The organism is Vibrio sp. JCM 18905, assembly GCF_055393305.1.
On record NZ_AP043879.1, the window covers coordinates 1,510,870 to 1,532,661 of the forward strand.

The following is a 21,792-nucleotide window of genomic DNA, read 5'->3' on the forward strand; positions in this document are numbered from 1 at the left end:
TTCTTTGTTTATTCAGGAATTGCAGACTGCGTGCCAATAAATTAAGTGTTTAAAAACATTAAGTTAATGGCGACACATATGAAGTTCGATGTTTATTCTCAATTTGAGATTCATATTAGTGGAAACCTTATGCGGAGTTAGAATAAGCACAAAAAGAAAAGCACTCGCTGAACGAGTGCTTGTCATGGAGTGTTAACGGCTGTTAGCTTCCGTATACCACTTTAGGTAGAGTGGTGATCACAGGAACGCCAAGATGCTTTTCTAATGCTCTTTTAGAGCGGATAGAGTTATCTGCTAACTCAAGTATCGTCGCTAATCCAATGCCCAAACCCGCGCCACCGATAAACCCTAAAATGACAAACACAAAACTAGGTAAGTTAGACGGAATGGTTGGTGTGAAAGGTTCATCAATGATTTTCACGCGTTTATTCTCTTCAAATACGCCAAGTGAACCAGTTAATTGAGCCATTTCATAACGCTCTACAAGGTCATCATACATTTCTCTTTTTACCGCTACATCACGAGCTAGGCGGTTGATTTCTGTTGCTGTGCTACCAAATCGATGCGCATTACTTTCTAACTCTTGAATCATTGTTCGTAAGCTATTTGTTTCTTCTGTGAGGGCTTCAAAGCGTCCGCGCATAATTTGCAGTTGGTGAAGCTGAGAGACCAGAAGAGGCTGAGCTTCTCCAAGACTGTTTACGGTGGTATTGCTAGCGATATCCCAAAGTTGGGCGCTGTTTAATTCCGGTTGTTTAGAGTTCAATAGTACTGAGCGCTCTTGCTCCAAGCGGTTTAACTCTCGTAGCTTGCCTTGAACCATGCTATGCGCCTCAGTGTACTTGGCGCGAAGCAAAGTGAGCTCACTACGAATGTCGATGATTTGTTCTTCAAGCTTACCGATAACCGGGTTGGTTTTAGAAAGTTGTTGGTCCAAACTACCTAGGCTTCGGGTAACACCAGCAAGCTCTGCTTCTTTTTCTGCCAAGGTTTGTTTAAGGCTTGCCAGACGAGTCAGGCTTTGTGCTTGCATTTCAGGCGTTGCGTGAGAGTAAGTATTCTTGTATTCCGCGAACGCTTGCTCTGCTTTATCCAGCTCTTCTCTGCGTTTATTAATATGGATGGTTAAAAAGTGACTTGAATCTTTAATTGAAGATCGTTCAGGAGCTAAAAGCTGTTCGACAAAATGTTCACTGACGGAGAGTAACATCGACTCCATGCCATTCGGTTTGCCACTTCGTAGTTGGATTTGAATGAAGTCCTTACCAAGCTGCTGAACAGACAAACGCGACGCGAGATCTTTAATGATAAACTCTTGCTCTTTAGCACTCATGTCGTCACTAATCAGCGCTTGTTCTTTGGCAACTGAGTACAAAACATGTCGGCTTTTTAGCAAGGTACTGAGTGCGCTCAATCGATCTTTCAGCATGGTTGAGACGGCAAGGTCTTGAAGGAATGGGTTCATTTTCGCTGTCTCTTGGATAAGCATACTCGTATGAGCGACATAAGTCGTCGGAACCAGTTTACTTACGATGAAACCCAGCACAGGCAATACAAGCATAGGAATAACGATCATGTAGCGACGTCTCCAAGCACCATGTAACAGTACACTGAGGTTTTCTCTTAAATCGTTCATAGCGCCCTCACTAATTTATCAACTTGGTTGGCTCTTGCTTCCCAGCTTTGCTGTTGAACAAATGACTTTGAATCTGTCGGTGGCGGTAGGAGGTGATCGAGACTGGCACGCACGTCTTCGACATCTTGAACCACATGGAGCATATGTTTGTAGGGCATTAATGCGGGAAAGGGTGTGCTGATAACAGGGGTTCCTGTTGCCAAGTACTCAAGAAGTTTAAGCGGATTACATGCCTTGATTTGAGCGTTATCAACAAAGGGCAACCAACTGGCACCCCAGTGTTGAGAGTAACGTGGCAGAGTGTGATGCGCTCTCGGGCCCAGATAGTATACGTTGCTTCTTTGTGGAAGTGGATTGTCACTGAACTCGTTGGGGCCGATGAACACGAGATCCCAGTCAGGCGCTTGGTCTGCGACTTGGGCAATTAAGTCGTAGTCTAACCATTCAGACAAACTGCCATAAAAGCCCAGCACTTTGCGACCATTATTAGGTAAATCTTCAGCCTTAGGTGCTGGCTCAGAAAACAGGCTAAAGTCGACACCGTGAGGTAAAGTGACGGTTTTACCAGATGGAAATTGAGTGGCGAGTTTGTCACTTGCTGTAAAAATCACATCAGCCGCGTTAACCAGTGTACGTTCATGCTTGGCAACCGTGTCGTGGTCAACACCAGCTAAAGCGCTAAAGTCATCGCCACAATAGTAAATTAGCCCACGTGAATTCATTTCCGCACAAACATCTGCGGCCGTCGGGAGCGATGTCCAAAATATAGGCTTATCAAAACCAAGAGCGTGTAATTTTTTATTGAGCTGGTATTTCATCATCTTAGCCGCTACTTTTCTTGCCAGCGCAGAACTTGGAGCAGGAATAGTGAGTAGGTTAATGGTGTGAATATTTGGGTTTATTGCAGACTCTAACGTTGGCTTATGCGATCCAGCGTTATTAAATACACGAGTGAGCTTGTTTAACGCACGTTGCATGTCTTTAGTGGTCAGCCTAGGTTGACGAAGACCGATTGAGTTAACCCAAAGGATGCGGTGGCTCGTTGCTAGTCGTTTGACAATGTGTTGAGTGGAGGAGGGTAACCCGCCAAAATCTTCTCCAAATACTACGATGTCTGTCATGTGGCTCTCCTTGAGTCTTTGTTATTTGATTACTAATCAAGAGAGTAATCACAATACGTGCCAAGGATTTATTTGTTATAAAACAGGTGATTGGGCTTTCTGTTGGTATTTGAAATTAGGGTTTCTCATTTTGACAATCACTTTGAACGATTCGGCTAACGACTACCGTTAATGCCGCCAGAATGTATATTGGCCAAGTGAAACCTTGAGTGAGGAAGGTGCCTGATACGATGGTCCCGATCAGCCCACTTAAGACTGCGTTTGCTCCAACAGATAGGGTGTAATCCGATGTTGGCGTCAGTAGTGAAATAGAATGCAAAGAGGTTCGAATCAATGACACAATCAATGTAATGAACACGGCGAGTCCAACAAACCCCGTTTCCGCTAATACGCCAAACCAAGTACTGTGTACGGCGTGATTGATGCCATCCCAGTGAGGGCTATAGAAATAGTAATTGAAGTAGAAATTATCAAGCCCAACCCCAGTTAACGGATGGTGGAGAGCCATTTTAAATGCGGCTTCCCACGCGTAAAGTCGCCCCATCGCAGAGGCATCTATACCATCCTCGGCTGCGCCACCCGATTCTCGTCCTGAGATACCAGCAAATGCGTAGAGTACGATGGCTGCGACGGCGCCTAGTACTAAGACTAACGTTTTGCTTTTGATGTGCTTAAAGGCAAAGTACGCAAATACCGATAGAGAGCCTAACAAGCCCCCGCGGCTTTGTGTCTCAATAATCGCAAAAAACAACACCAAACAGGTAACAAGTGCGAAGAGCCGGAGATGCTTAGGTGAACGTTTCTCCATTAACTGACTAACGGTAAAGGCGAGAGGAAACATTAACACCAGCGCCAAGTCGTTCGGATCGCCGAGTACTGAACCTATGGAGCGTCCAATCGATACGCGTGTCCCTTCCACTAAATCAATGCCATTCGCTGCGTTTTGTAATGCGACTAAACCAATCAACAATCCGGCGAAAATTATTGCTTTCGACATTTGTGCTAACTGAGCAGGCTTGGTAATAAGCCAGGTGATCGCCAATGTCATAATGATGATTTTCCAATAGGTATTTTTGAAAACTGTAATGGCAATGTCACGACTGGAGGCGAAGACGATACCGATGATCACCAGCCCCCAAAATATGCACAGCCATTTTAATGAAGGGTGCCAAAAAGCAGTAAGCTGGCGACTTATCAAAAGGTGGAAAGCAAGTGCGGCCAGTGCCCCTAATGATAGTAGCAATGGGATCTTAAAGTTATAGATAACGGGAAACGCTTCATGAATACGGAAGAATGAAAAAATAACGAACAGCGTGACGAGCCAAAACGTTTGGTTGAGAACGAATAGTAAAGCAAGTGGGGCGAAACATAGTGCGACAATCAAAATAGGGTGAGGCATAACAATCCAAAGCAGGCCGATACAGACGGTAATCGTCAGCGCTGCGATGGACTGCTTTCTTCTCACCTTGGTTTCAGTCATAACGAGTATCTCTTCACCTGTCCACGCCATTTCACCATGTATCGAGTGAGCGCATTTAGCGTCTCTTTACTCATATAGCGAGTGGCTATCCCTGCCAGCAAAGTGCATGTCAAAATGCAAATTGCGATGGCGATGCCTATTGATTGTGAAGAGTGAAGCAGGAACAGTGCCACACCGGAGATAATCTGCAATAAAACCATCAGACTTAGGTGAAAAGGCAACGGCATGCATTGTTGGCCTACCACATAAGTAAGGCCAAGCTTACACAGTTGAGCGTAATAAAGCGCAATGAAAACTCCATAGATACCCAGGGACGATAGGCCAAACAGCAAAGCAATTGCAACGCATGCTGAGACGACATTAATACCCAGTAACCAGCGAGTACGACGCTTGTACAAAATGGAAATATTAATGAGCTCGCTCCACTCTTTTAGCATAGCGATAGGCAGTAAGAACAAGCTGAACAGTACCGCCTCATGATAGGTTTCTGGTAACAGGTAAGTGATCATCACCATTGCTAATGTGCCGACTGCAACACTTAAACCGGTAATGTAAATCATGCCTAGATGAGTGATGCGCACAGCTTCTGTACTCTTACGACCTTCTAGGTAATTAAATCGACGTGGCATCCACCACATGCCAAATGGCTGAACTAAAATACACATGCCAACCGCAAATTTTACCGCTATCGCGTAAATCCCTAAGGTCGCAAGTGAGGCGTTCGCGCCGATGAACCAGCGTTCAGCGCCATTGAGACAAAACGCAACCAATCCAGCCATCATCATGGGCAGACAGTAATTTAGGTATTGTTTCGCCACTGTCATATTTGGCAGAGTCATGCTGTAGCGGTTAATGATGTGCAGCCAGACAAACTGAGTAATAGCAGCCAACAAGCCACCCCATAAAACAGAAATAACATGTGGATGAATAGACAGCGCCGTGATGATGAAAATGACCTGAAAAACAGTGGTAGTCACCATGACGTTAAGTAGGGTTCTTGCTTTGTCGTCCTGTGTTCTCAACCAAGCTGTGCCGATTGCGATACTGCCTTCTAGAACGATAGCAAACATAACAATAGCAAACTCGACTCGCGTAAAAGGAGCAGGAATAGGCGCGAGCATAATGATAGCGAGTAGGCATAAAGCCACTATGCCAGCGATGAATAAAGCAAGTGAGTACAGCTGGTTTAGTAGGCTTGTGCGCGTATTTTGAACCTTTTCAACCCCGACGAATCGATACAGCGCTTCATGCAAAGCGAAACTGACGAATAAGGTTATGACAACGCCAAAGGTGGTAAGCAGTTCAAGCTTGCCCATTTGTTCTGGTGAGAGAAAGTGGGGCAATACAGGCAGCATGATTAAGCTGATGCTTTTGTTTATCACTAACGCGATAGCGAACAGCGACATATTGGTCATTGCTTTAGACATGGTCATATCCTTTGATGTATCGCGGTGTTTTGAGTTTACAATCGCCATTCGGTGCGGATTCTGCTGCAAGGTGCTGAGCGATTGGCAGATAACAACGTTCGGCCGTATAAAGTTGAGAAACGTTGAGTGCTTCGATACCCATTGTCACTTTCATCCATGGAGACTCATTCAAAAGGCGAATTGCGTTATGTAACGACGCCACATTGTTTGGTGTGTACTTGATGCAATTGCGGCCATGCGTTAATACGCGATCCCAGTAGCTATCATCATGTGGGATGACGATGCACATGCCTGCTGCGAGAGCTTCTAAAATGGATAACCCAAAAGGTTCGTTAACACTGGTGGAAACAAACACACCACACTGAGAGCGTAGGTCACCTAGGTTATCTGGGCACTCATGCCATTCAACGCCTTTTGTGGTGAAGTCTGGTGTTGAATATTCCACACCTGCCACATTTGGTTTGATGTAACACACGGTAGATTTGATCTCTTTTGTCTTATCAAGTGTTAAAGCATCAAGAAAAAGATCGATGTTCTTCCATTTTAGTAAGCTAGCTGCCCAGAAGACGCGGTTTGAAATCGGATTTGCTTGTTTTGGCCAGCGGTCTCTCGATAGTCCGTTAACAAACGTAGACGCATTCAAACCACACCAATAGCGTTCAGTGGCTGGCTTCTCTGTTTTGAGGTAGACCTGTAAGGCCTCTAGCATCGATTCTCGGGTGTTTGCCAAGTAATAAATTGCGGATGCTTTTACCAAGCAGTAGCCGGAAGATCTTGAACGACCAATTGGACCATGAACCATTTGTACAACAGGCTTTTTGCTGATTAATCTCAGTAAGTACAAAGGCATATCATTACTTGGGCAAGATAGACCTAAAAAGCTATCTATCTTTGGTAGTTTCATGCACGCAAAAATCAGTTGGATAAAGTAATACGCGTTCATTAACCAGTAAGTGAGGCCATGAGTGGAGCTCAATGGTGATGGTTTGATTTTGATAATCTGCACACGAGGCGTATCACTAAGCAGTGACTCCCAATGCTCTGGATTCGTGGTCAGCAGATAACCAATTACGTTCAGTTTATCGCACTGTTTGAGGAGCTCTGCATTCGCAATCTTAGAACCACCTTGCATTGGGATGGCGTCGAACATTAATACACGTTTCATGACTGGGCTCCTCAATTGATGCTCAACCAGCGTGAAAGAGGCTTCATGCAGTGAGTCATTGGCATTGGTGTAATACTGTTGTTCTCAAGCTCACCTTCATAAATACGTTCAATGGCGTTTATGGATGCTGCAGTCGTGAGGTTTTGGCTAGCATGAAGATAGGCGTTTTCAGCTAGCTTGTTTCTTAGCGCTGCATCTTGCATGACTTGTTGGATTGCGTTTAATAAGCTTGCCATTCCGCGATTTTGGTACAGCAGTGCAGAGTGATTATGCTCGAACAACTCAGGAATGCCTCCCGTTTTAGGAGCCACGATAGGCAGTTGAGCTAAAGCCGCTTCCCCGAGCACGAGACCAAAGGCCTCTTCATAGGCGCCGCTAATAAAAGCGTCTGCATTCCCAGACATCCATGCACCAGCATTGCTTTTTTCCCCGACAAAGTGGACTCTGTCTTGGATACCGAGATCCGAAGCAAGTTGTTGCAATGTTTCTCTTTCCTCGCCATCGCCAACGATAACAAGATGAGGATTATCGTGATGGTAATTGTGCATGCGCATAGCGCGAATAAGGCGGTCGAATCCTTTTCTTTTAATCAACGAACCTACCGAGAGAAAGGTAAACGCTTGTGGAGGTATTCCGAGGTGAGCCTTGATATCAATGGGCGTATCAGAGTCCAGAAGCGATACACCGTTGTGCACAACATAAAGCTGGTCTTCTGGGTAACCGTCCTGAATAATTTCACGACCGACATCTTTACTAACGCAAATCAATTTTGGGGAGAGGTGTAACCCAAGAGAGAAGCGATCTCGCAATGTATAGTGACAATGAAGTTGGGTGACAAGTGGGATGTGATTCATGCGTGCAGCCAAGCACATCCATTGACAAGGACCACCGCTATTAACGTGTACCAAGTCGATATTGTGTTTTTCGATCAGTGCTGAGCCCTGTTTGATAAGGCTGTTCCATCCGCTAATATCCCAGCGAGGTGCACTCCAGCCACCAACGAGATTGAAAACAGAATGTTCCGCTTCAATTCCGAGCGATTGACACTTATCGATTAGTGGTTGGCAGTTTGACCACACGAATGGCTCAAACTTATCACGGTCAATCCCTGAGATGAGATCCAGAAGTACCACTTCACTGCCGCGAATCCAGTTATCACCATAATGAACATATAGAATGCGTTTTGGAGTAGTCATAAGTCACCTCTGTCTCATCATTAACTTGTGTTAACTGCTGAGTTGCAACAGAGATGCCAAAATATGCCATTAGTTTATGTGTTTGAATATTATTAGATATTTGTGCTTGGACTTAAGGGGAGAAGCAATATTCTCATATTGAGAACCAATATGGCTTATTGCTCCGTTTCAATTTGATATTTTCGTAGCAATACAGGAATAACGCTTTGCGCCGAGAAATCATCAATAATGGTCTGCCGAGCGTTTTGACGAATGAGAGATTGCTGCGCTTCATCAAGAGACATCCAATGTTTAAGGCATTGAGCGAGAGATGGGACGTCATCGACAATAAAGCCATTTTCGCCAGTTTGGATAATATCGGGCAAGCGACCCACGCGTAGGCTCATCACTACTATTCCTCTAGCCATTGCTTCAAGCGCCGCCATAGGCAGGCCTTCATAGCGAGAAGAAATAACAAGCACGCTAATGTTTTTCCAAACGGTCTCCATTTCAGTTTGATGACCGAAAAATGTCACATTTGAAGGGGCAATTTGGGCGAGTGATTCTCTTTCTGGTCCATCACCGAAAACACTAAAATGCAGTGTTGTGCAGAGCTTAGCTACTTCGATAAATTGGTCGGCACCTTTTTCTTGGCTCAATCGGCCGACGAAAGCGATTTCTTGATAGTTGAGATTACGATCGGGAATCGAAACAAAGTTATTCAGCAGTTCCGAAGGGAAAATGACTTTACGCTGAATGCTTGGGCTGACGGAAAAGCAGTGGTTGGAGAGGTAGCCTGAACTTCTATCAAGCCAATCATAGAGCCACAGTTTGCCCGAGGATGATTCTCCTGCATGATAAGTTGAAATCAAACGAGGAAATGTGCGCGTGAGTAGCTTGGCACAGCGCGCTAAGATTGACGCTTTGTAACCGTGGGAGTGAATGACCGATGGTTGGTGATTGGCGACTGCGCTTGTTAGGTGTTTGATCTTTAATGCCTTATGTGGCTCACCAGACAAATGGTTCAAGTAACTCACAGGGATGGTAGATTCTTCTGCTTTTTCTACAATCTGTGCTGGTGGCGAGTACTCAGTCGTTAAGACAACACGTGCTTTGTGCCCAAATGTCATTAATCCACGAGCAAGCTCTATGACGTGACTTTCGATACCGCCAAACAGGCGGCTATCAAGAAAAATCCAAATTTCACCAACGTCAGGTTTCTCAAGATTGTTCGAGATTAATTTCATCCGCTTCCCACGCTTGTTTTTTTCGGTAAACCGTAGATGGGCTTAGCTCCAGCATTACGGCGGCATTGAGAACGTTGCCATCACAGTATGCGATTGCGTTTTGAATCGCCTCGCGTTCCACTTGCCACATAGGGCGAATGGTTCCATCAGAGTTAAAGTACGGCGAGGCAGCCGATGAGGATTGTATGTTAGGCTCCGGTGTCGGTATTGACGGTTCTCTAGCGGGGGCCGATTGTTCCTCAACATACACTGGTCGGGATGTTATTGTTGGAGGGGTTGCTGGCTCTTGAGTTACATGTGCGGGAGTGGATGTTCTCGCTGTTTTAGACTTTCTAGTCAGTTGAGCGGGTAGGTGATTCAGCGTGACTTTTTCGTCATTATTAAGCACCACAATGTTACGTATGATGTTTTGCAATTGCCTTACATTACCCGGCCATTCGTAGTGCTTGATGATATGTTGAGCTTCGCTGTCGATTGTTGAGAATTTCTTTTTGTCCTGTTTAGCATAAGTGGTCAAAAAGTGCTTGGCTAACGTGACGATGTCACTTCCTCGCTCACGTAGGGGGGGCATATCGATAGGTATTACGTGTACGCGGTAATACAAATCTTCACGAAAACGACCTTCTTCCACTTCTGTTAATGGATCTCGGTTGGTGGCACAAATGATTCGGACATCCACCTTCATCTCTCGAGTTCCACCAAGCGGTGTGTAGGTTCCTGTTTGAAGAAAACGGAGCAACTTCTTTTGCATCTCAAGTTCCATTTCACACAGTTCATCGAGAAAAAGCGTTCCACCGTGAGCCAGCGTCGCAGCACCTTTTCGGTCTGTTGTGGCTCCGGTAAATGCGCCTTTAACGTGGCCAAAAATCTCACTTTCCATTAAATCTCGGGGGATGGCCCCGCAGTTAATAGCAATAAAAGGCTTGTCTTTACGATCGCTCTGACGGTGCACGGCTTCAGCACAGACTTCTTTACCTGTGCCGCTTTCACCCACAATAAAGACACTGGCAGATGTTGGAGCAACGGCATCAATGGTTTTATATACCGCCTGCATTGGGAGACTTGAACCGATAAATCCGTGATAGTTATGGCGATCAAACTTGGACTGAATGTTTTCTACTAAATCTTCCAATTTGGCGCGTTTGAGGTGTAATGCAACAGAAGTTTTTAGGCGATCGGCGTTAATAGGTTTTTCTAAGAAATCTTCCGCACCTTTTTGAATTAGGTTAACGGCTAAGTCTACGCTGCCGTGCGCTGTAGCAATAATAACCGAGGTAGGAATGTCATTCTGGTTGATCCAATCCAATACGTCTTCACCAGACATATCGGGCAGTTTCAAATCGAGAATGATGAGTTGAGGTTTGCTTCTTTCAATAAATTGAATTGCTTCGCGACCTGTTTCGACATGAAAAATGTCATAAGGTTCGTCTTTGACATACTGCTTATAAAGTATGGCTAGTGAAGTAGAGTCTTCTACCAGTAACACCCTTGGTCTCATAGTCCTATCCCAACGTAATTCGTTTCACTTTTATGATTTTTGTCAGCACTATTATTTGTATTTGGCGTGATGAGCGAGTTATATGACTTAGTGCTCTCTAGTGCTGAATATTCTCAATTTGAGAAAAGCGTTATCTAAGTATTAGCACAAGGTGGGAAATTTGCGAAAAATCCATACTTTTTAATTGATTAAGTTAAATTGTAAATGTCTTAGATGATGTCGGCATCGCACTTTAATAAGTGCGATGATTCATAAGATAATTTATCATTGAAACGGTTACTCGAATCCTTGATCTTTTCGCTTTTCTAGCGCGTCAAACGATTCATTTGCCAGCTGGGAAAGAGACTCACAGAGAGCCAATGCTTCTAGTGTTTTCCCTTCCACACAATATTTCTCAATCATTCTTGCTTGTCTGGAAAGCGTTCGGTTACCTAAAGCAAGGGCAGAGCTGCCGAGTGTATGAACTTCGAACTCTAATGTTTGGAGGTCTCTCGCGTTTAATGCTTGCTCTATTTTCTCCATGCGCTCTCGTGACTCTTCAATATAGTGTTCAATCAGCGTAGGGATGATTTCGGCGCACGTATCTTTGATCATTTGCTGGAGAATGTGTTCATCCACCAATTCTTGTTCGATAGTCGGTGTGTTATTTGCAGTCATATTGGCGCTCCCTATAACATAAATAGTTCACTTTTCTTAATTTGTTGAGATATCTTTTCTTTCCACTTTTTGGGTAAAAAGCGTAGCTTGGAAACTTGGCGGATCAATTCATCTTTCAGGCTTGGTGTATGCTTCATGTTCAGCACGGAACCAATCAAATTCGCATCGCTAGCATCAAGTAGTTTTTTGGCTTGTTCGAGTTGGGTTGCCGTCGTAGAGCCATAATGTGCGACTAATAAGGTGGCATCACATACGCCCGCAATCACTTGAGGGGCAATATTGCTTCGGTTGACACTCAGAAGTGGAGATGTGTCTATCACGACGCGCTCGTACTGCGTTAACCACTCTGCAATATTGCGCTTCAGCATCGTCGGGTCTCGGTACGCCAATTGAGTGCTGGCGAGAGATGGAGCAGGGAGACCGACTAAGGTTTGATGCGTATTTTCTCTTGTGATCAGGTGGCCAACTTTTTCTGTATCATCAAACTCGTGAATGGTGCGATAAGCGGGCTTGAACAGGTTAAGATCCACATACAAAGTATTGTGCCCAGCTAAAACCAGACGCTCTGCTAGAGATGAAGCCACGGAAGTGACGCCGTCTTCAGACTTACAACCCACGACACAAATCGTTTTGTGGCCTTTCTGTTCACTCTGAAGATAAATTTGCTCAATCTCAGCGTGAGTGGCAGGAATAGTCATTACAACGCTCCTATTAACACGATGGTTGTGGTGATTTGTAAAATATCTCTTAATCCGGCTCTTGCTTTTTCAGCAAAGCTTTCGTCTTTATGTGGAATGTAAATAGTGTCACCTGCACGGATGACTGGTAAATCATAAATGTTGGCGGTTTTGCTAAAGTTCACCAAATCAAATGTTCGAGCTTGGCCCTGACAGCAAGACATGTTGACCACACTGATTTTTTCAAGATACGCATTGTTAGTCGGGCCTCCTGCTTCGGCCAGCAGGTCAAGTACCGTCATGTTGTCATTAAATACATAGCGCCCTGGGTCTCTTACTTCACCTAATACGCGCACGGTGGATTCTTTGGAGCGATCCAACCAGTTTTTGTTTTTTTCCGGAATGTAAATGGTATCGCCGGGACGAACGTGGGGCAGAATAGACTCATCGCCCGTTTCAAAGTACATCGACAAATTCAATTTACTCACTTTGGCATAGCCTAGGCCACGGTGCGTCACACGAATATTGTGAATATCGGCATCCATTGTTGGTCCATCGGCGGCAGATAAAATATCCAGAAGGTGCATCTCTTCGGTAAAGCGATAGCGGCCTGGGGCATTGATTTGACCGAAAACATATATCGAGGCATCAGAGCTCTGGCTTACCCATTGCGATTTGTTGTCTGATGGATCGTCAGGTAATGCATGGACTCTTACTACCGTGCCAGCAGAAACTCGGGGCAGATTCGATGTTGGTGAGCCATCTAAAATGTATTGATCTAAATCGAACTGTGTCATTTGACCATTATTGGCGACTTCAATTTTGGTGGTGTCAGCTCTACGTGTTGGGCCGCCAACATGCGCAAGCAGATCAATTAAATCCATTTCGTCTGACCATTCAATACGTCCCGGGCGCACGACTTCTCCCATCACAGCGACCGCTCGACTTGGCGCCACTTTTAGCCATGACTTCTCGTTGAAATCGGTTTTCTCAGGGACGAAAATCGCGTCGCCAGGTCCGACATTCGGTGGTCTAACCGAAGACAGCCCCTCGGTATGCGCGGTTAGGTCGAATTTGATGACCTTACCATCGGCTTTTATGACACGAATTTGGCGAGATTCTGCATAGCGAGTAGGCCCGCCTGCATTGGCGAGAATATCCATGAAGCTAGCGTCTTGCTTTCCTTCATACGCGCCAGGGTGGGCAACTTCACCCATGACATAAACCACATTTGCGCCCGCTTTGATTTCTTCTTCCTGTTTTGGAACAAAGATGGTGGCACCCGGTAGGATTTCTGGTAGTAAGCTTTGATCACCCGTATCCAGATACTTTTTTAGATTAAACATGGTTGGGTTGTTATTTGTGATCACGCGAATTTGCTCAACACTGGCATATCGTGTTACGCCGCCAGCTCTCATCACGACATCAACGAGCGTGGTGTTCGGTTTGTAAGAGAATGAGCCGGGAGCATTAACTTCACCAAAGACTTTGATGGCACGAGCGGAGTCTGCGCTATCGCCTGAGTTCGCGAGTTTTGCTGCATCAAATTCTTGCTCAATATTCCCAACGAGTGGAGATGCTGGAACAAACAGTACGTCCAGCGATTCCAATTTCGGGAGCTGGCTATTATCACCAGTATCAAGGAAACGTTTGTAGTCAAACTCGATGTTTTTGTCGCCGCGTTTAACGATCATTTTATCGAGCTGAGCACCAGCGCGAAGGCCGCCAGCTTCGTATACAAACATTTGAATGTTGGAACCTGAAGGTAAGGTATATTCCCCGGGTTTGACCACGTAGCCTTGGACTGACACTAATAACTGTTGTTGTTTGATAAAGACTCGAGCGTTGTTTACGTCACGATACACGGTTTTTAGCGTTTCGATAATCACGTCTTGGAGCTGTTGTTCATTATATCCAGCAACAAATACAGGGCCGACTTCCGGTAAGTTAATACGCCCACGGCGATCGACTTGAAACCCTTTATTTAAAGACGCTTCTCCAGGTAGGTTAATCTGAATTAAATCGCCAACCTTAACAGTATTGTTTCCATCTGCTGACGAAGTAGGTACCCAAGCAACCAAGCACAAAAGAACTAAGGTGATAAATGGTTTCATCGTGTTCATAGCGCACCTCCTACAGATAGGTTGCGATTTACTGAGGTATCGCTATCTGAATTAGGGCTAATAACCTCGATGCTTACGCGGCGATTGGTTAAACGCACGGCAGGTGTTTCACCCTCGTAAAGCGGCAGGCTGTCTCCCACAGATTTGGTGGTTACGCGTTCTGAAGTGATGCCAAATACAGTTAGGTAACGCTTCACTTGTTCTGCACGCGCTTGAGCGAGTTTCTGGTTGTAATCTGGTGAGCCAGTGACATCGGCATGCCCAGTCACCACAAGAGTTAGGTTAGGGTGGTCACGCAAAATGTAGGCAGCTTCTGCCAAATGTCCCATGTACTTTGGATTAATTTCTGCTGAATCGACAGCAAATTGATTATCAATATTGAGGAGTGCATAAATTTCAGCGACGACGTTCAAATCGCTACGCAATGCTTCAATATCATCGGGTGGCGTACAAGTGGTTTGGCTTAATACATAGTCGAGTTGCTGTTCAAGTTGGTTTAAACGTCGACGTTGAATCACCAGGTCGTTAGCAGCATCGAGTAGAAGTCCGCCCTCTAACTCACGTGCGATTCTGTTTTGCTTCTCAAGCGCTTGCACGACTGCTGCAGGAAAGCACCAGCGTGCGCCTTCTTGAATCAACGCGTCTAGGTGTAGCTTGGTGAGTTGCCAATCAAACCTCAACCCATGCTCTGGACCTAACGGTTCATCGGGCATGACTGGGGAAAACTGATAATTTTCAATTGAGATATCTTGATAGTTTTCCGCCAAGCCACCTTTTCCGTGGTCTGGGTAGTCAAACGACGAACAACCAAACATGCCGACAACAAGACCGCTTACTACATATCGTCGTATAAGATTTACCATGCCAACCTCCGTTTAAACCGGTATTTTTAGTGTCCTTTTGAGTTAACGGGAATAGCATGGTTAATACGAAGCAAGCTCATGATTTCTAAAGGTTGGCCTGATACGTTTTCAATACTCATGCTTCTTTCACGTTCAACTAGACGCTTATATAAGTAAACAATGGCACCAATCCCTGAAGAATCAAGAAATTGGACGTGCTGTAGGTTAATTTCGACTTCTTTGTGATGATTGTCGTGAATTACTTCATCAATGTGATGTTGTGCTTGTCGACAGCCACTTGCGTCTAAGTCACCAAAAAACTCAATGGCTAATTTGTCTTGATTAATTTCTAGTTTGCGTAATTCCATGACTCTATCTCCGTTTGTTTTCTCTACTTGGATATAGAGCAGGTAACGTGCCAAATTTAAATGCAAATAAAATCAAATGGTTATGATTTTTGGTTGATGTCATTCAAATTGAGAAGGAATAGGCTCTCAATTTGAGAATCAAAAACGCATAGACAAACGGCTTGTTCAGGAGAGGTGTCGAATTAAGATCGTTCGCTAAAGCAAGAGTCTCATCGAGATTAGGTTGCGACTTGATTTGAGACTCACTCATCCTATTGTGAACAATGTGTAAATATTAAATGCAAAATCTGTCTAAAGTTTATGATTGTCCTTGCAAATCATTACTTAAGTTGATTGTTCTGAGTCGAAGAATGACTAGTAACAAATAGGTCATCGAGAGGAGTTACGGTTCAATAAAGGCGCTTTTTTGTACAAGGTCTTCTTATGCCATTAAAAATGACATTAATCGCGCTGGCTGTTATGACAGCGTCTTCACAGCTTCAAGCTGATACTTCTCTCACGCCTCCAGTTTCTCTTGCGCAAAGCTATCAAGATGGCATCGATGTATCTGAATACTGGTATAGCGAAAAACTCGACGGCATTCGCGCCTATTGGACAGGACAACATCTCGTGACGAGAAATGGTAACCGAATCTACGCTCCAGATTGGTTTATAGATTCGCTACCTGACTATCCGTTAGATGGTGAGCTATGGGCGGGACGAGGCAATTTTCATCTCGTACAACAAACGGTTTTGGATAAAACGCCTGTGGAGTCAGCTTGGCGAAACATTGATTTTATGATCTTTGATATGCCGTATTCTGCTGGTGATTACCGGAAGCGTTATTACAACATCAAAGACTTAGTGCTCGAAGTAGACCAACCTCATATCAAATATGTCGAACACCGAGCGATCCAAAATGAAGCTCACCTGTTTGCGCAATTGGATAAGATTTCAATATCCGATGGTGAAGGGGTGATGCTACGTAAGGTATCAAGCCGTTATCAAGCTGGACGTGGTAGTGATTTACTTAAACTGAAACGATACGCGGATGATGAAGCGCTAGTCGTGGGCTATAAACCAGGCACGGGGCGTTTATTGGGTATGATGGGGGCGATGTTAGTTCGCTTGCCAGATGGTACAGAGTTTTACATTGGTAGTGGGTTTACCGATGAAGTGCGTCGTCAGCCTCCGAAAATAGGTTCAACCGTCACGTTCAGGTACAACGGTTTTACTCATACCGGTAAACCACGTTTTGCCCGATTCTTGCGTGAGAGGCTGAAGGAATAGAACGCTCTGCACTTACTAGTTGCCAACGGTTACGCCGCACCGCTTGAAGAGACCCTGCCAAAACTGAACGTGGTTTAGGGTTTCTTGTCTAAAGGTTTTGTGTGCTTCTTTTAGGCCATATTGATGACCATGAAGTTGCATACGCTTTTCTATCAAGGTGGCACCATCATGAAGTTGCTGATAGGTACTGTCTAAATAGGCTAAGTAAGGTTGCACTTCTTCAACGTAAATAGATTGGAAGACATTTCTTAGGTAGCGGAACTGGGTCACGTCTCGGTTTGGCCCGCACAATACATTATTCTGATGTTGTTTAAGTAACTGAGTCGTAGCTTTTAGCCAGTGAGAAGCGTTTATCATCGAATAGTAAAGCCGTCCGATTAAACGAGATTTCTCTAGCTCTTCTTGATACTGCACAATCTCAATATCGGGCAGACGTGAAATGGCGCGATGAGGCAAGCCGTACATTTCACTGAAAAGGCGATAGACGTCGTTAATACGTGCAACATCATTTGGTGTTTCTTGAGATAGCCAATCCGACGCCGTTAGCTGCTTTTGCATTGCATCACTCGCGAGTAGCAAGTTGTCAAGATGAGTACCTAAATGTTGCCACTTGGTTGAGTAAAGCTCTGTTAATGTAGTACGTTCTTCATCGCTGAGCTGAAATTCGGATAGACATCGATTCATGACTCGTAACAGTGAAGTTTGGTAATCAAAATCATGAAATGCATCTTGCACCTTACCAAGTTGCGAGTTTTTCTCGGCAAGTAGATTGAATAATCCACACTGGCGTAATTGGTAGCTTTCTAGTAAACCAATCGATAGCCTTGGAAGTGGCTCGAATAAGTCACGTTTTGCAGGTATGGTCACCGTAGATTGCGATTCGATTGGAAGAGTAGGAGCGTCCAACACATTGGCGACACGTTGGTGATACTTGTCAAACATGGCGTTTTCTGGGTTGAACCAGCTATCGCAACCGTTAAGAAACAAGACTAAGAACAATAAAATAGACCGCACAAATATCCTTTTTATAACTTCGTATTCGTCACCAAAAGAGCAGGCTGAACTGACTCACAAGCTTGCTATAAGTATACTCAACAGCGTTATTATTCGATCAAAAAAGCCAGCGTGTGCTGGCTTTTTCTTATTATCACTGAACTGAAAAGTTCAATTGCACCTCTGGTTCTTGGCGGTGCATCCAGCGCATTCTTACCCCTAACATAAGTGCGGCAGAAGAAAGGCCGATGATAAAGCCTAGCCAGAAACCTTGCGCTCCCATTGGCTCGACGATCCAGTCTGTGCGGCCAAGGACGTAACCCATTGGTAAACCAAGAATCCAGTAGGCGATAAAAGTACGGTTGAAGATGGCTCGCATATCTTTATAGCCACGTAGTGCACCTGCCGCGATTACCTGAACTGCGTCCGTACATTGATAAACAGCAGCAAATACGAGCAGTTGCATCGCTAGAGTGATGACTTCTGGGTTGCTAGTGTAAAGTTCGGCAATCCATTCACGAGACAATACGGTTAATATCGCTGTAAGAACAGATAGACCTAGACCAACCATGATGCCCACTCGTGAAGCAACGCGAGCGCCATCAACGTTTTCTTCGCCAAGTCGGTGTCCGACACGAATACTCACTGCCGCACCGATACTCATTGGAAGCATAAATACTAGCGACGAGAAGTTAATCGCAACCTGATGCGCAGCAACGATGATTGGTCCTAGTGGTGAGACCAATAGTGCAACGACAGCAAATAGTGTCACTTCAAAAAACAGCGCTGCTGCAACAGGAAAGCCGAGCCTGAACAGACGAACTTGCGCTTTCCATTGTGGTCGATGCCATTCACCAAATAAGTTGATGCTTTTAAGTCGATCTGATGTCATTACATAAAGCAATAGTAGGGCAAACATGACCCAGTAAACAATCGTGGTTGCAACACCACAGCCAACACCGCCTAATTCAGGTGCGCCAAACTTGCCATACACGAAAATCCAGTTTAGGGGAATGTTGAGCAGTAAACCGATAAAGCCAATGACCATTGCTGGTTTCGTCAATGACATACCATCCGTAAAGCTTCTAAGCGTTTGAAAAAGCAAGAAGGCAGGGACTGCTAAGATAACAGCATGAATGTACCCCACTGTTTTTTCTGCCATCAGCGTTTCAACATCCATAAATCCGAGAATAAATTGGGTTTGAAGCAGCACTGCAATAATCGGCACACTGATCAACAATGCCAAAACGACGCCTTGTTGAATTTCAAACGGGATTTTTACTCGACGACCAGAGCCATTTAACTGTGCGACAACAGGGACTAACGCCATTAACAAACCCACACCAAATAAAATGGATGGAAGCCAAATACTTGAAGCGACAGAAACCGCAGCCATGTCGGTGGCACTAACGCCTCCGGCCATAACGGTATCAACAAACCCCATACCAGTTTGAGCAACAGATGCGATCAATACCGGGGTCGCCAATTTGATGAGACTTGATGCTTCTTCTTTATAGCGATGCACGAAAAATACTCCAGAGCGGAACAATAAGTTGAAAGAATGAGAGCGCTCGAGGACAAAAGATGTGGTGAACTGATCTGATGGTTGATTTTAGTCACGATAAGGTGAAAAAATGCCTCGGAGAAACTCCGCGCAAATGATAAACAATTGTATGTTTATATTCCATAGTTAGGTTGCGAATAGTGGATAACACTAACTTAATGCTCGCTAAGCTCAGGATACGCTAATACTGAGAGCTGTAATAAATCATGTTAATGTAAGAAGCATGTATGAGAACAAGGCTCCATTTTTCAATAGGTCGTTGCTCTATAATCTACAGGTTTTATCTCGATACACAGTGCTGTGCTTCAGGCTCTGTCATCGATTGCAGCTTGTATGAAATCAATAGGTAAAAAGAATGTTTACAGGAATAGTTCAGGGTACGGCTAAGGTCGTTAAAATTGATAAAAAAGAACGCTTTCAAACGCATGTTGTCGAGTTAAGCGATGAGCTTTGTAAAGGATTAGAAATAGGGGCATCTGTCGCTCACAATGGCTGCTGCCTGACCGTGACCAATATAAATGGCAACCTTATCAGCTTTGATTTAATGCAAGCGACATTGGCTCTCACCAACTTAGGCGAGCTAGTTGAAGGTGACAGCGTAAACATTGAGCGAGCTGCCAAGTTTGGTGATGAAATTGGCGGACATAGCATGTCTGGCCATATTAGTTTGATGGCTGACATTGTCGAGATCATCGATACGCCTAATAACCGCACTATTTGGTTCCAACTGCCGCAAGAATCAATGAAATATGTGTTAGCGAAAGGCTATATCGGCTTGGATGGTTGTTCTTTGACGATTGGTGAGGTTGAAGCGTGTCGTTTTTCAGTACATCTAATTCCAGAAACCTTGCAACGAACACTCTTTGGAGTAAGACAAGTAGGGGACCGCGTTAATATTGAGTTTGACCCTCAGACTCAGGCCATAGTTGATACTGTTGAGCGAGTTCTCGCAGCAAAACAGCTTTAGAATGATAAAAAGGAGCCAAGCGCTCCTTTTTAATTCAAGTGACTTTGTGTTTCCAACGCTTACATGCTCGAGTTGTTATTCGTAATTGTCATCGATAAACAGTTCGACTTTATCTTGCAGCTCATCTACTCGCATATTTAAGTGAATGGCATGGCAACAAGCTGGACAATCATCATAAAACTCTTGGTCACCATTACTTGCATCTAGTGTAATGCCGATTGAATGTCCACAATGGGGGCATTTGACATGCCTTTCGGTATAATTTTTCATACAACAACTCCTAATATCGCAGGGCTTTTAAACACTCTATTCTTTAAGGAAGTACAGCCCTTCACTTACTTTGCCTACAAGGAAAATAGGCACAATCCAAAGTTAAGTCTCCTTTGATATTAGGTGGAGTTGTTGCTAATTGAGTCGAAATAAGTATAAAACTTGACCCCAAACTCAACCTTGAGCTTAGGGTCATTTTCTGTAGTGATGTGCCTCGAGGTTTTACATCTTGAAATATGCAGTGGCTTCCAAATTAATAAGAAATAATTTTATTAATAACTTGTTGAGCCTGCTCCAAGTAATGGCCGCCAAATAAATTGCAATGGTTGAGAACATGGTAAAGGTTATAGATATCTTTACGCTCTTGATAACCAGCAGAAAGTGGCATAACAGATTCATAACCTTGATAAAATTCCGGCTGAAATCCACCAAAAAGCTCAGTCATCGCAATATCACACTCCCTGTCACCCCAGTAGCAGGCGGGGTCGTAACAGATAGGGCCACATGCCGTGAGAGCCGCATTCCCATTCCATAAATCGCCATGCAGCAAGGAAGGCTCTGGAGCATGGTTTGCTAGCAGTTGTTTTACGACATCTATAAAGTCGTCGATATCAACTAAAGTGACGCCTTTTTCTTTAAGGAGCTGTAATTGCCATCCTATGCGTTGTTCAGCAAAGAAGACACACCACTTCTTGTGCCACTTATTGGGTTGTAGAGTGGATCCGAGATAGTTATCCGTATCAAAACCAAATTCCTTTTGCTCGCCCCATTGATGAAGGTGAGCTAATTGCTGTCCTAATTTAAAGCTGTTTGGGCCATCTTCTAATGGCTTTGTTGGAAGGTAGTTAAGAATTAGGAATGAGGCGTTTTTGGTTTTACCAACCAACACAACCTCTGGAACAAATAGGGTAGATGTCTCGCGCAAAAGATGCAGACTTTCTGCCTCAACTTCAAACTTAGACAAAAACTCGCGATCGTTAATTTTCACGAAATAGCGCTGTTCGCCGTCATTGATCATGTAGCTTTCACTGATATCCCCACCAGACAGTCTTACTTTTTCCGTGATCTGGTACTCGAATAATAAAGTATCAGAAAGCTGTTGCGATATTGCTTGCCACATACAAAACCTCGCGAATCTATTTGACCACCAACAGTTTAGGATAAAAAGCAAGGTGTTGGCGCTACGTTGAGCATACTTCGTAAAGAAACCTTCCTCTCAGTGTAGTCAATTTGTATAAATGTGAATCAAATCGCTTATAAGCCTCTGATTTGTCGGCATAGCATATGGAGATGAACGTATACAACAGGTATTA

Annotated in this window: 19 protein-coding genes; 2 read left to right on the forward strand and 17 right to left on the reverse strand. The window is 44.4% G+C overall.

The features are described from left to right. Positions 1 to 202 precede the first annotated feature (202 nt). The 13 genes from ACZ5ZC_RS15125 to ACZ5ZC_RS15185 all read right to left on the reverse strand — a co-directional run bounded on the left by ACZ5ZC_RS15125 (position 203) and on the right by ACZ5ZC_RS15185 (position 15,416). On the reverse strand, positions 203 to 1,636 hold the full coding sequence (locus tag ACZ5ZC_RS15125) for a GumC family protein (protein WP_048626363.1): 1,434 nt from the start codon (positions 1,634 to 1,636) through the stop codon (positions 203 to 205). Beyond that, entirely contained in the window at positions 1,633 to 2,757 is a 1,125-nt protein-coding gene (locus ACZ5ZC_RS15130; RefSeq protein WP_301659373.1) for a glycosyltransferase family protein, read from the reverse strand. The genes ACZ5ZC_RS15125 and ACZ5ZC_RS15130 overlap by 4 nt, the downstream gene beginning before the upstream one ends. Before the next feature lie 115 nt (positions 2,758 to 2,872). After that, positions 2,873 to 4,237: an O-antigen ligase family protein gene (locus ACZ5ZC_RS15135; RefSeq protein WP_006742945.1), complete on the reverse strand. Its 1,365-nt coding sequence runs from the start codon at positions 4,235 to 4,237 to the stop codon at positions 2,873 to 2,875. Continuing rightward, entirely contained in the window at positions 4,234 to 5,664 is a 1,431-nt protein-coding gene (locus tag ACZ5ZC_RS15140) for a lipopolysaccharide biosynthesis protein (RefSeq protein ID WP_464932064.1), read from the reverse strand. The genes ACZ5ZC_RS15135 and ACZ5ZC_RS15140 overlap by 4 nt, the downstream gene beginning before the upstream one ends. Then, entirely contained in the window at positions 5,657 to 6,829 is a 1,173-nt protein-coding gene (locus ACZ5ZC_RS15145; protein ID WP_253658498.1) for a glycosyltransferase family 4 protein, read from the reverse strand. The genes ACZ5ZC_RS15140 and ACZ5ZC_RS15145 overlap by 8 nt, the downstream gene beginning before the upstream one ends. An 11-nt stretch (positions 6,830 to 6,840) precedes the next feature. Continuing rightward, the gene (locus ACZ5ZC_RS15150; RefSeq protein ID WP_145532143.1) at positions 6,841 to 8,025 is read right to left on the reverse strand and encodes a glycosyltransferase; all 1,185 of its coding nucleotides are present in this window, start codon (positions 8,023 to 8,025) and stop codon (positions 6,841 to 6,843) included. A gap of 155 nt (positions 8,026 to 8,180) precedes the next feature. Beyond that, on the reverse strand, positions 8,181 to 9,251 hold the full coding sequence (locus tag ACZ5ZC_RS15155) for a glycosyltransferase family 4 protein (protein ID WP_464932065.1): 1,071 nt from the start codon (positions 9,249 to 9,251) through the stop codon (positions 8,181 to 8,183). Beyond that, positions 9,226 to 10,749 (reverse strand): sigma-54-dependent transcriptional regulator, encoded by a 1,524-nt coding sequence (locus ACZ5ZC_RS15160; RefSeq protein WP_464932066.1) that lies wholly within the window; start codon positions 10,747 to 10,749, stop codon positions 9,226 to 9,228. The genes ACZ5ZC_RS15155 and ACZ5ZC_RS15160 overlap by 26 nt, the downstream gene beginning before the upstream one ends. 276 nt (positions 10,750 to 11,025) lie before the next feature. Further along, a complete protein-coding gene (locus ACZ5ZC_RS15165) occupies positions 11,026 to 11,406 on the reverse strand; it encodes an Hpt domain-containing protein (protein WP_054867084.1) in 381 nt (126 codons plus the stop codon). An 11-nt stretch (positions 11,407 to 11,417) separates the two neighbouring features. After that, positions 11,418 to 12,104 (reverse strand): AAA family ATPase, encoded by a 687-nt coding sequence (locus ACZ5ZC_RS15170; RefSeq protein ID WP_047008761.1) that lies wholly within the window; start codon positions 12,102 to 12,104, stop codon positions 11,418 to 11,420. Next, a complete protein-coding gene (locus ACZ5ZC_RS15175) occupies positions 12,104 to 14,206 on the reverse strand; it encodes an SLBB domain-containing protein (protein ID WP_464932067.1) in 2,103 nt (700 codons plus the stop codon). Before ACZ5ZC_RS15175 ends, ACZ5ZC_RS15170 begins: the two co-directional genes overlap by 1 nt. After that, complete coding sequence (locus ACZ5ZC_RS15180; protein WP_046875254.1) at positions 14,203 to 15,069, reverse strand: OmpA family protein; 867 nt, start codon at positions 15,067 to 15,069, stop codon at positions 14,203 to 14,205. Before ACZ5ZC_RS15180 ends, ACZ5ZC_RS15175 begins: the two co-directional genes overlap by 4 nt. Before the next feature lie 26 nt (positions 15,070 to 15,095). Further along, on the reverse strand, positions 15,096 to 15,416 hold the full coding sequence (locus tag ACZ5ZC_RS15185; RefSeq protein ID WP_005394270.1) for an STAS domain-containing protein: 321 nt from the start codon (positions 15,414 to 15,416) through the stop codon (positions 15,096 to 15,098). 423 nt (positions 15,417 to 15,839) lie between these two features. Between ACZ5ZC_RS15185 and ACZ5ZC_RS15190 the strand changes: the two genes are divergently transcribed. Next, positions 15,840 to 16,685: a DNA ligase gene (locus ACZ5ZC_RS15190; RefSeq protein WP_046875255.1), complete on the forward strand. Its 846-nt coding sequence runs from the start codon at positions 15,840 to 15,842 to the stop codon at positions 16,683 to 16,685. A 15-nt stretch (positions 16,686 to 16,700) separates the two neighbouring features. On the opposite strand, the gene ACZ5ZC_RS15195 is transcribed toward ACZ5ZC_RS15190, so the two are convergent. After that, entirely contained in the window at positions 16,701 to 17,699 is a 999-nt protein-coding gene (locus tag ACZ5ZC_RS15195) for a DUF3080 domain-containing protein (RefSeq protein WP_054867081.1), read from the reverse strand. A gap of 133 nt (positions 17,700 to 17,832) precedes the next feature. Further along, positions 17,833 to 19,203 (reverse strand): MATE family efflux transporter, encoded by a 1,371-nt coding sequence (locus ACZ5ZC_RS15200; RefSeq protein ID WP_005396222.1) that lies wholly within the window; start codon positions 19,201 to 19,203, stop codon positions 17,833 to 17,835. A 394-nt stretch (positions 19,204 to 19,597) separates the two neighbouring features. Here ACZ5ZC_RS15200 and ACZ5ZC_RS15205 point away from each other — a divergent pair, with 394 nt between their 5' ends. Next, complete coding sequence (locus tag ACZ5ZC_RS15205) at positions 19,598 to 20,209, forward strand: riboflavin synthase (RefSeq protein WP_054867079.1); 612 nt, start codon at positions 19,598 to 19,600, stop codon at positions 20,207 to 20,209. 75 nt (positions 20,210 to 20,284) lie between these two features. Here the strand turns inward: ACZ5ZC_RS15205 and ACZ5ZC_RS15210 are convergent, their stop codons facing one another. Together ACZ5ZC_RS15210 and ACZ5ZC_RS15215 are read right to left on the reverse strand one after the other, a co-directional pair. After that, positions 20,285 to 20,479: a CPXCG motif-containing cysteine-rich protein gene (locus ACZ5ZC_RS15210; protein WP_005396219.1), complete on the reverse strand. Its 195-nt coding sequence runs from the start codon at positions 20,477 to 20,479 to the stop codon at positions 20,285 to 20,287. Between the two features lie 253 nt (positions 20,480 to 20,732). Continuing rightward, entirely contained in the window at positions 20,733 to 21,599 is an 867-nt protein-coding gene (locus tag ACZ5ZC_RS15215; RefSeq protein WP_005396217.1) for a fructosamine kinase family protein, read from the reverse strand. Between the last annotated feature and the right edge of the window lie 193 nt (positions 21,600 to 21,792).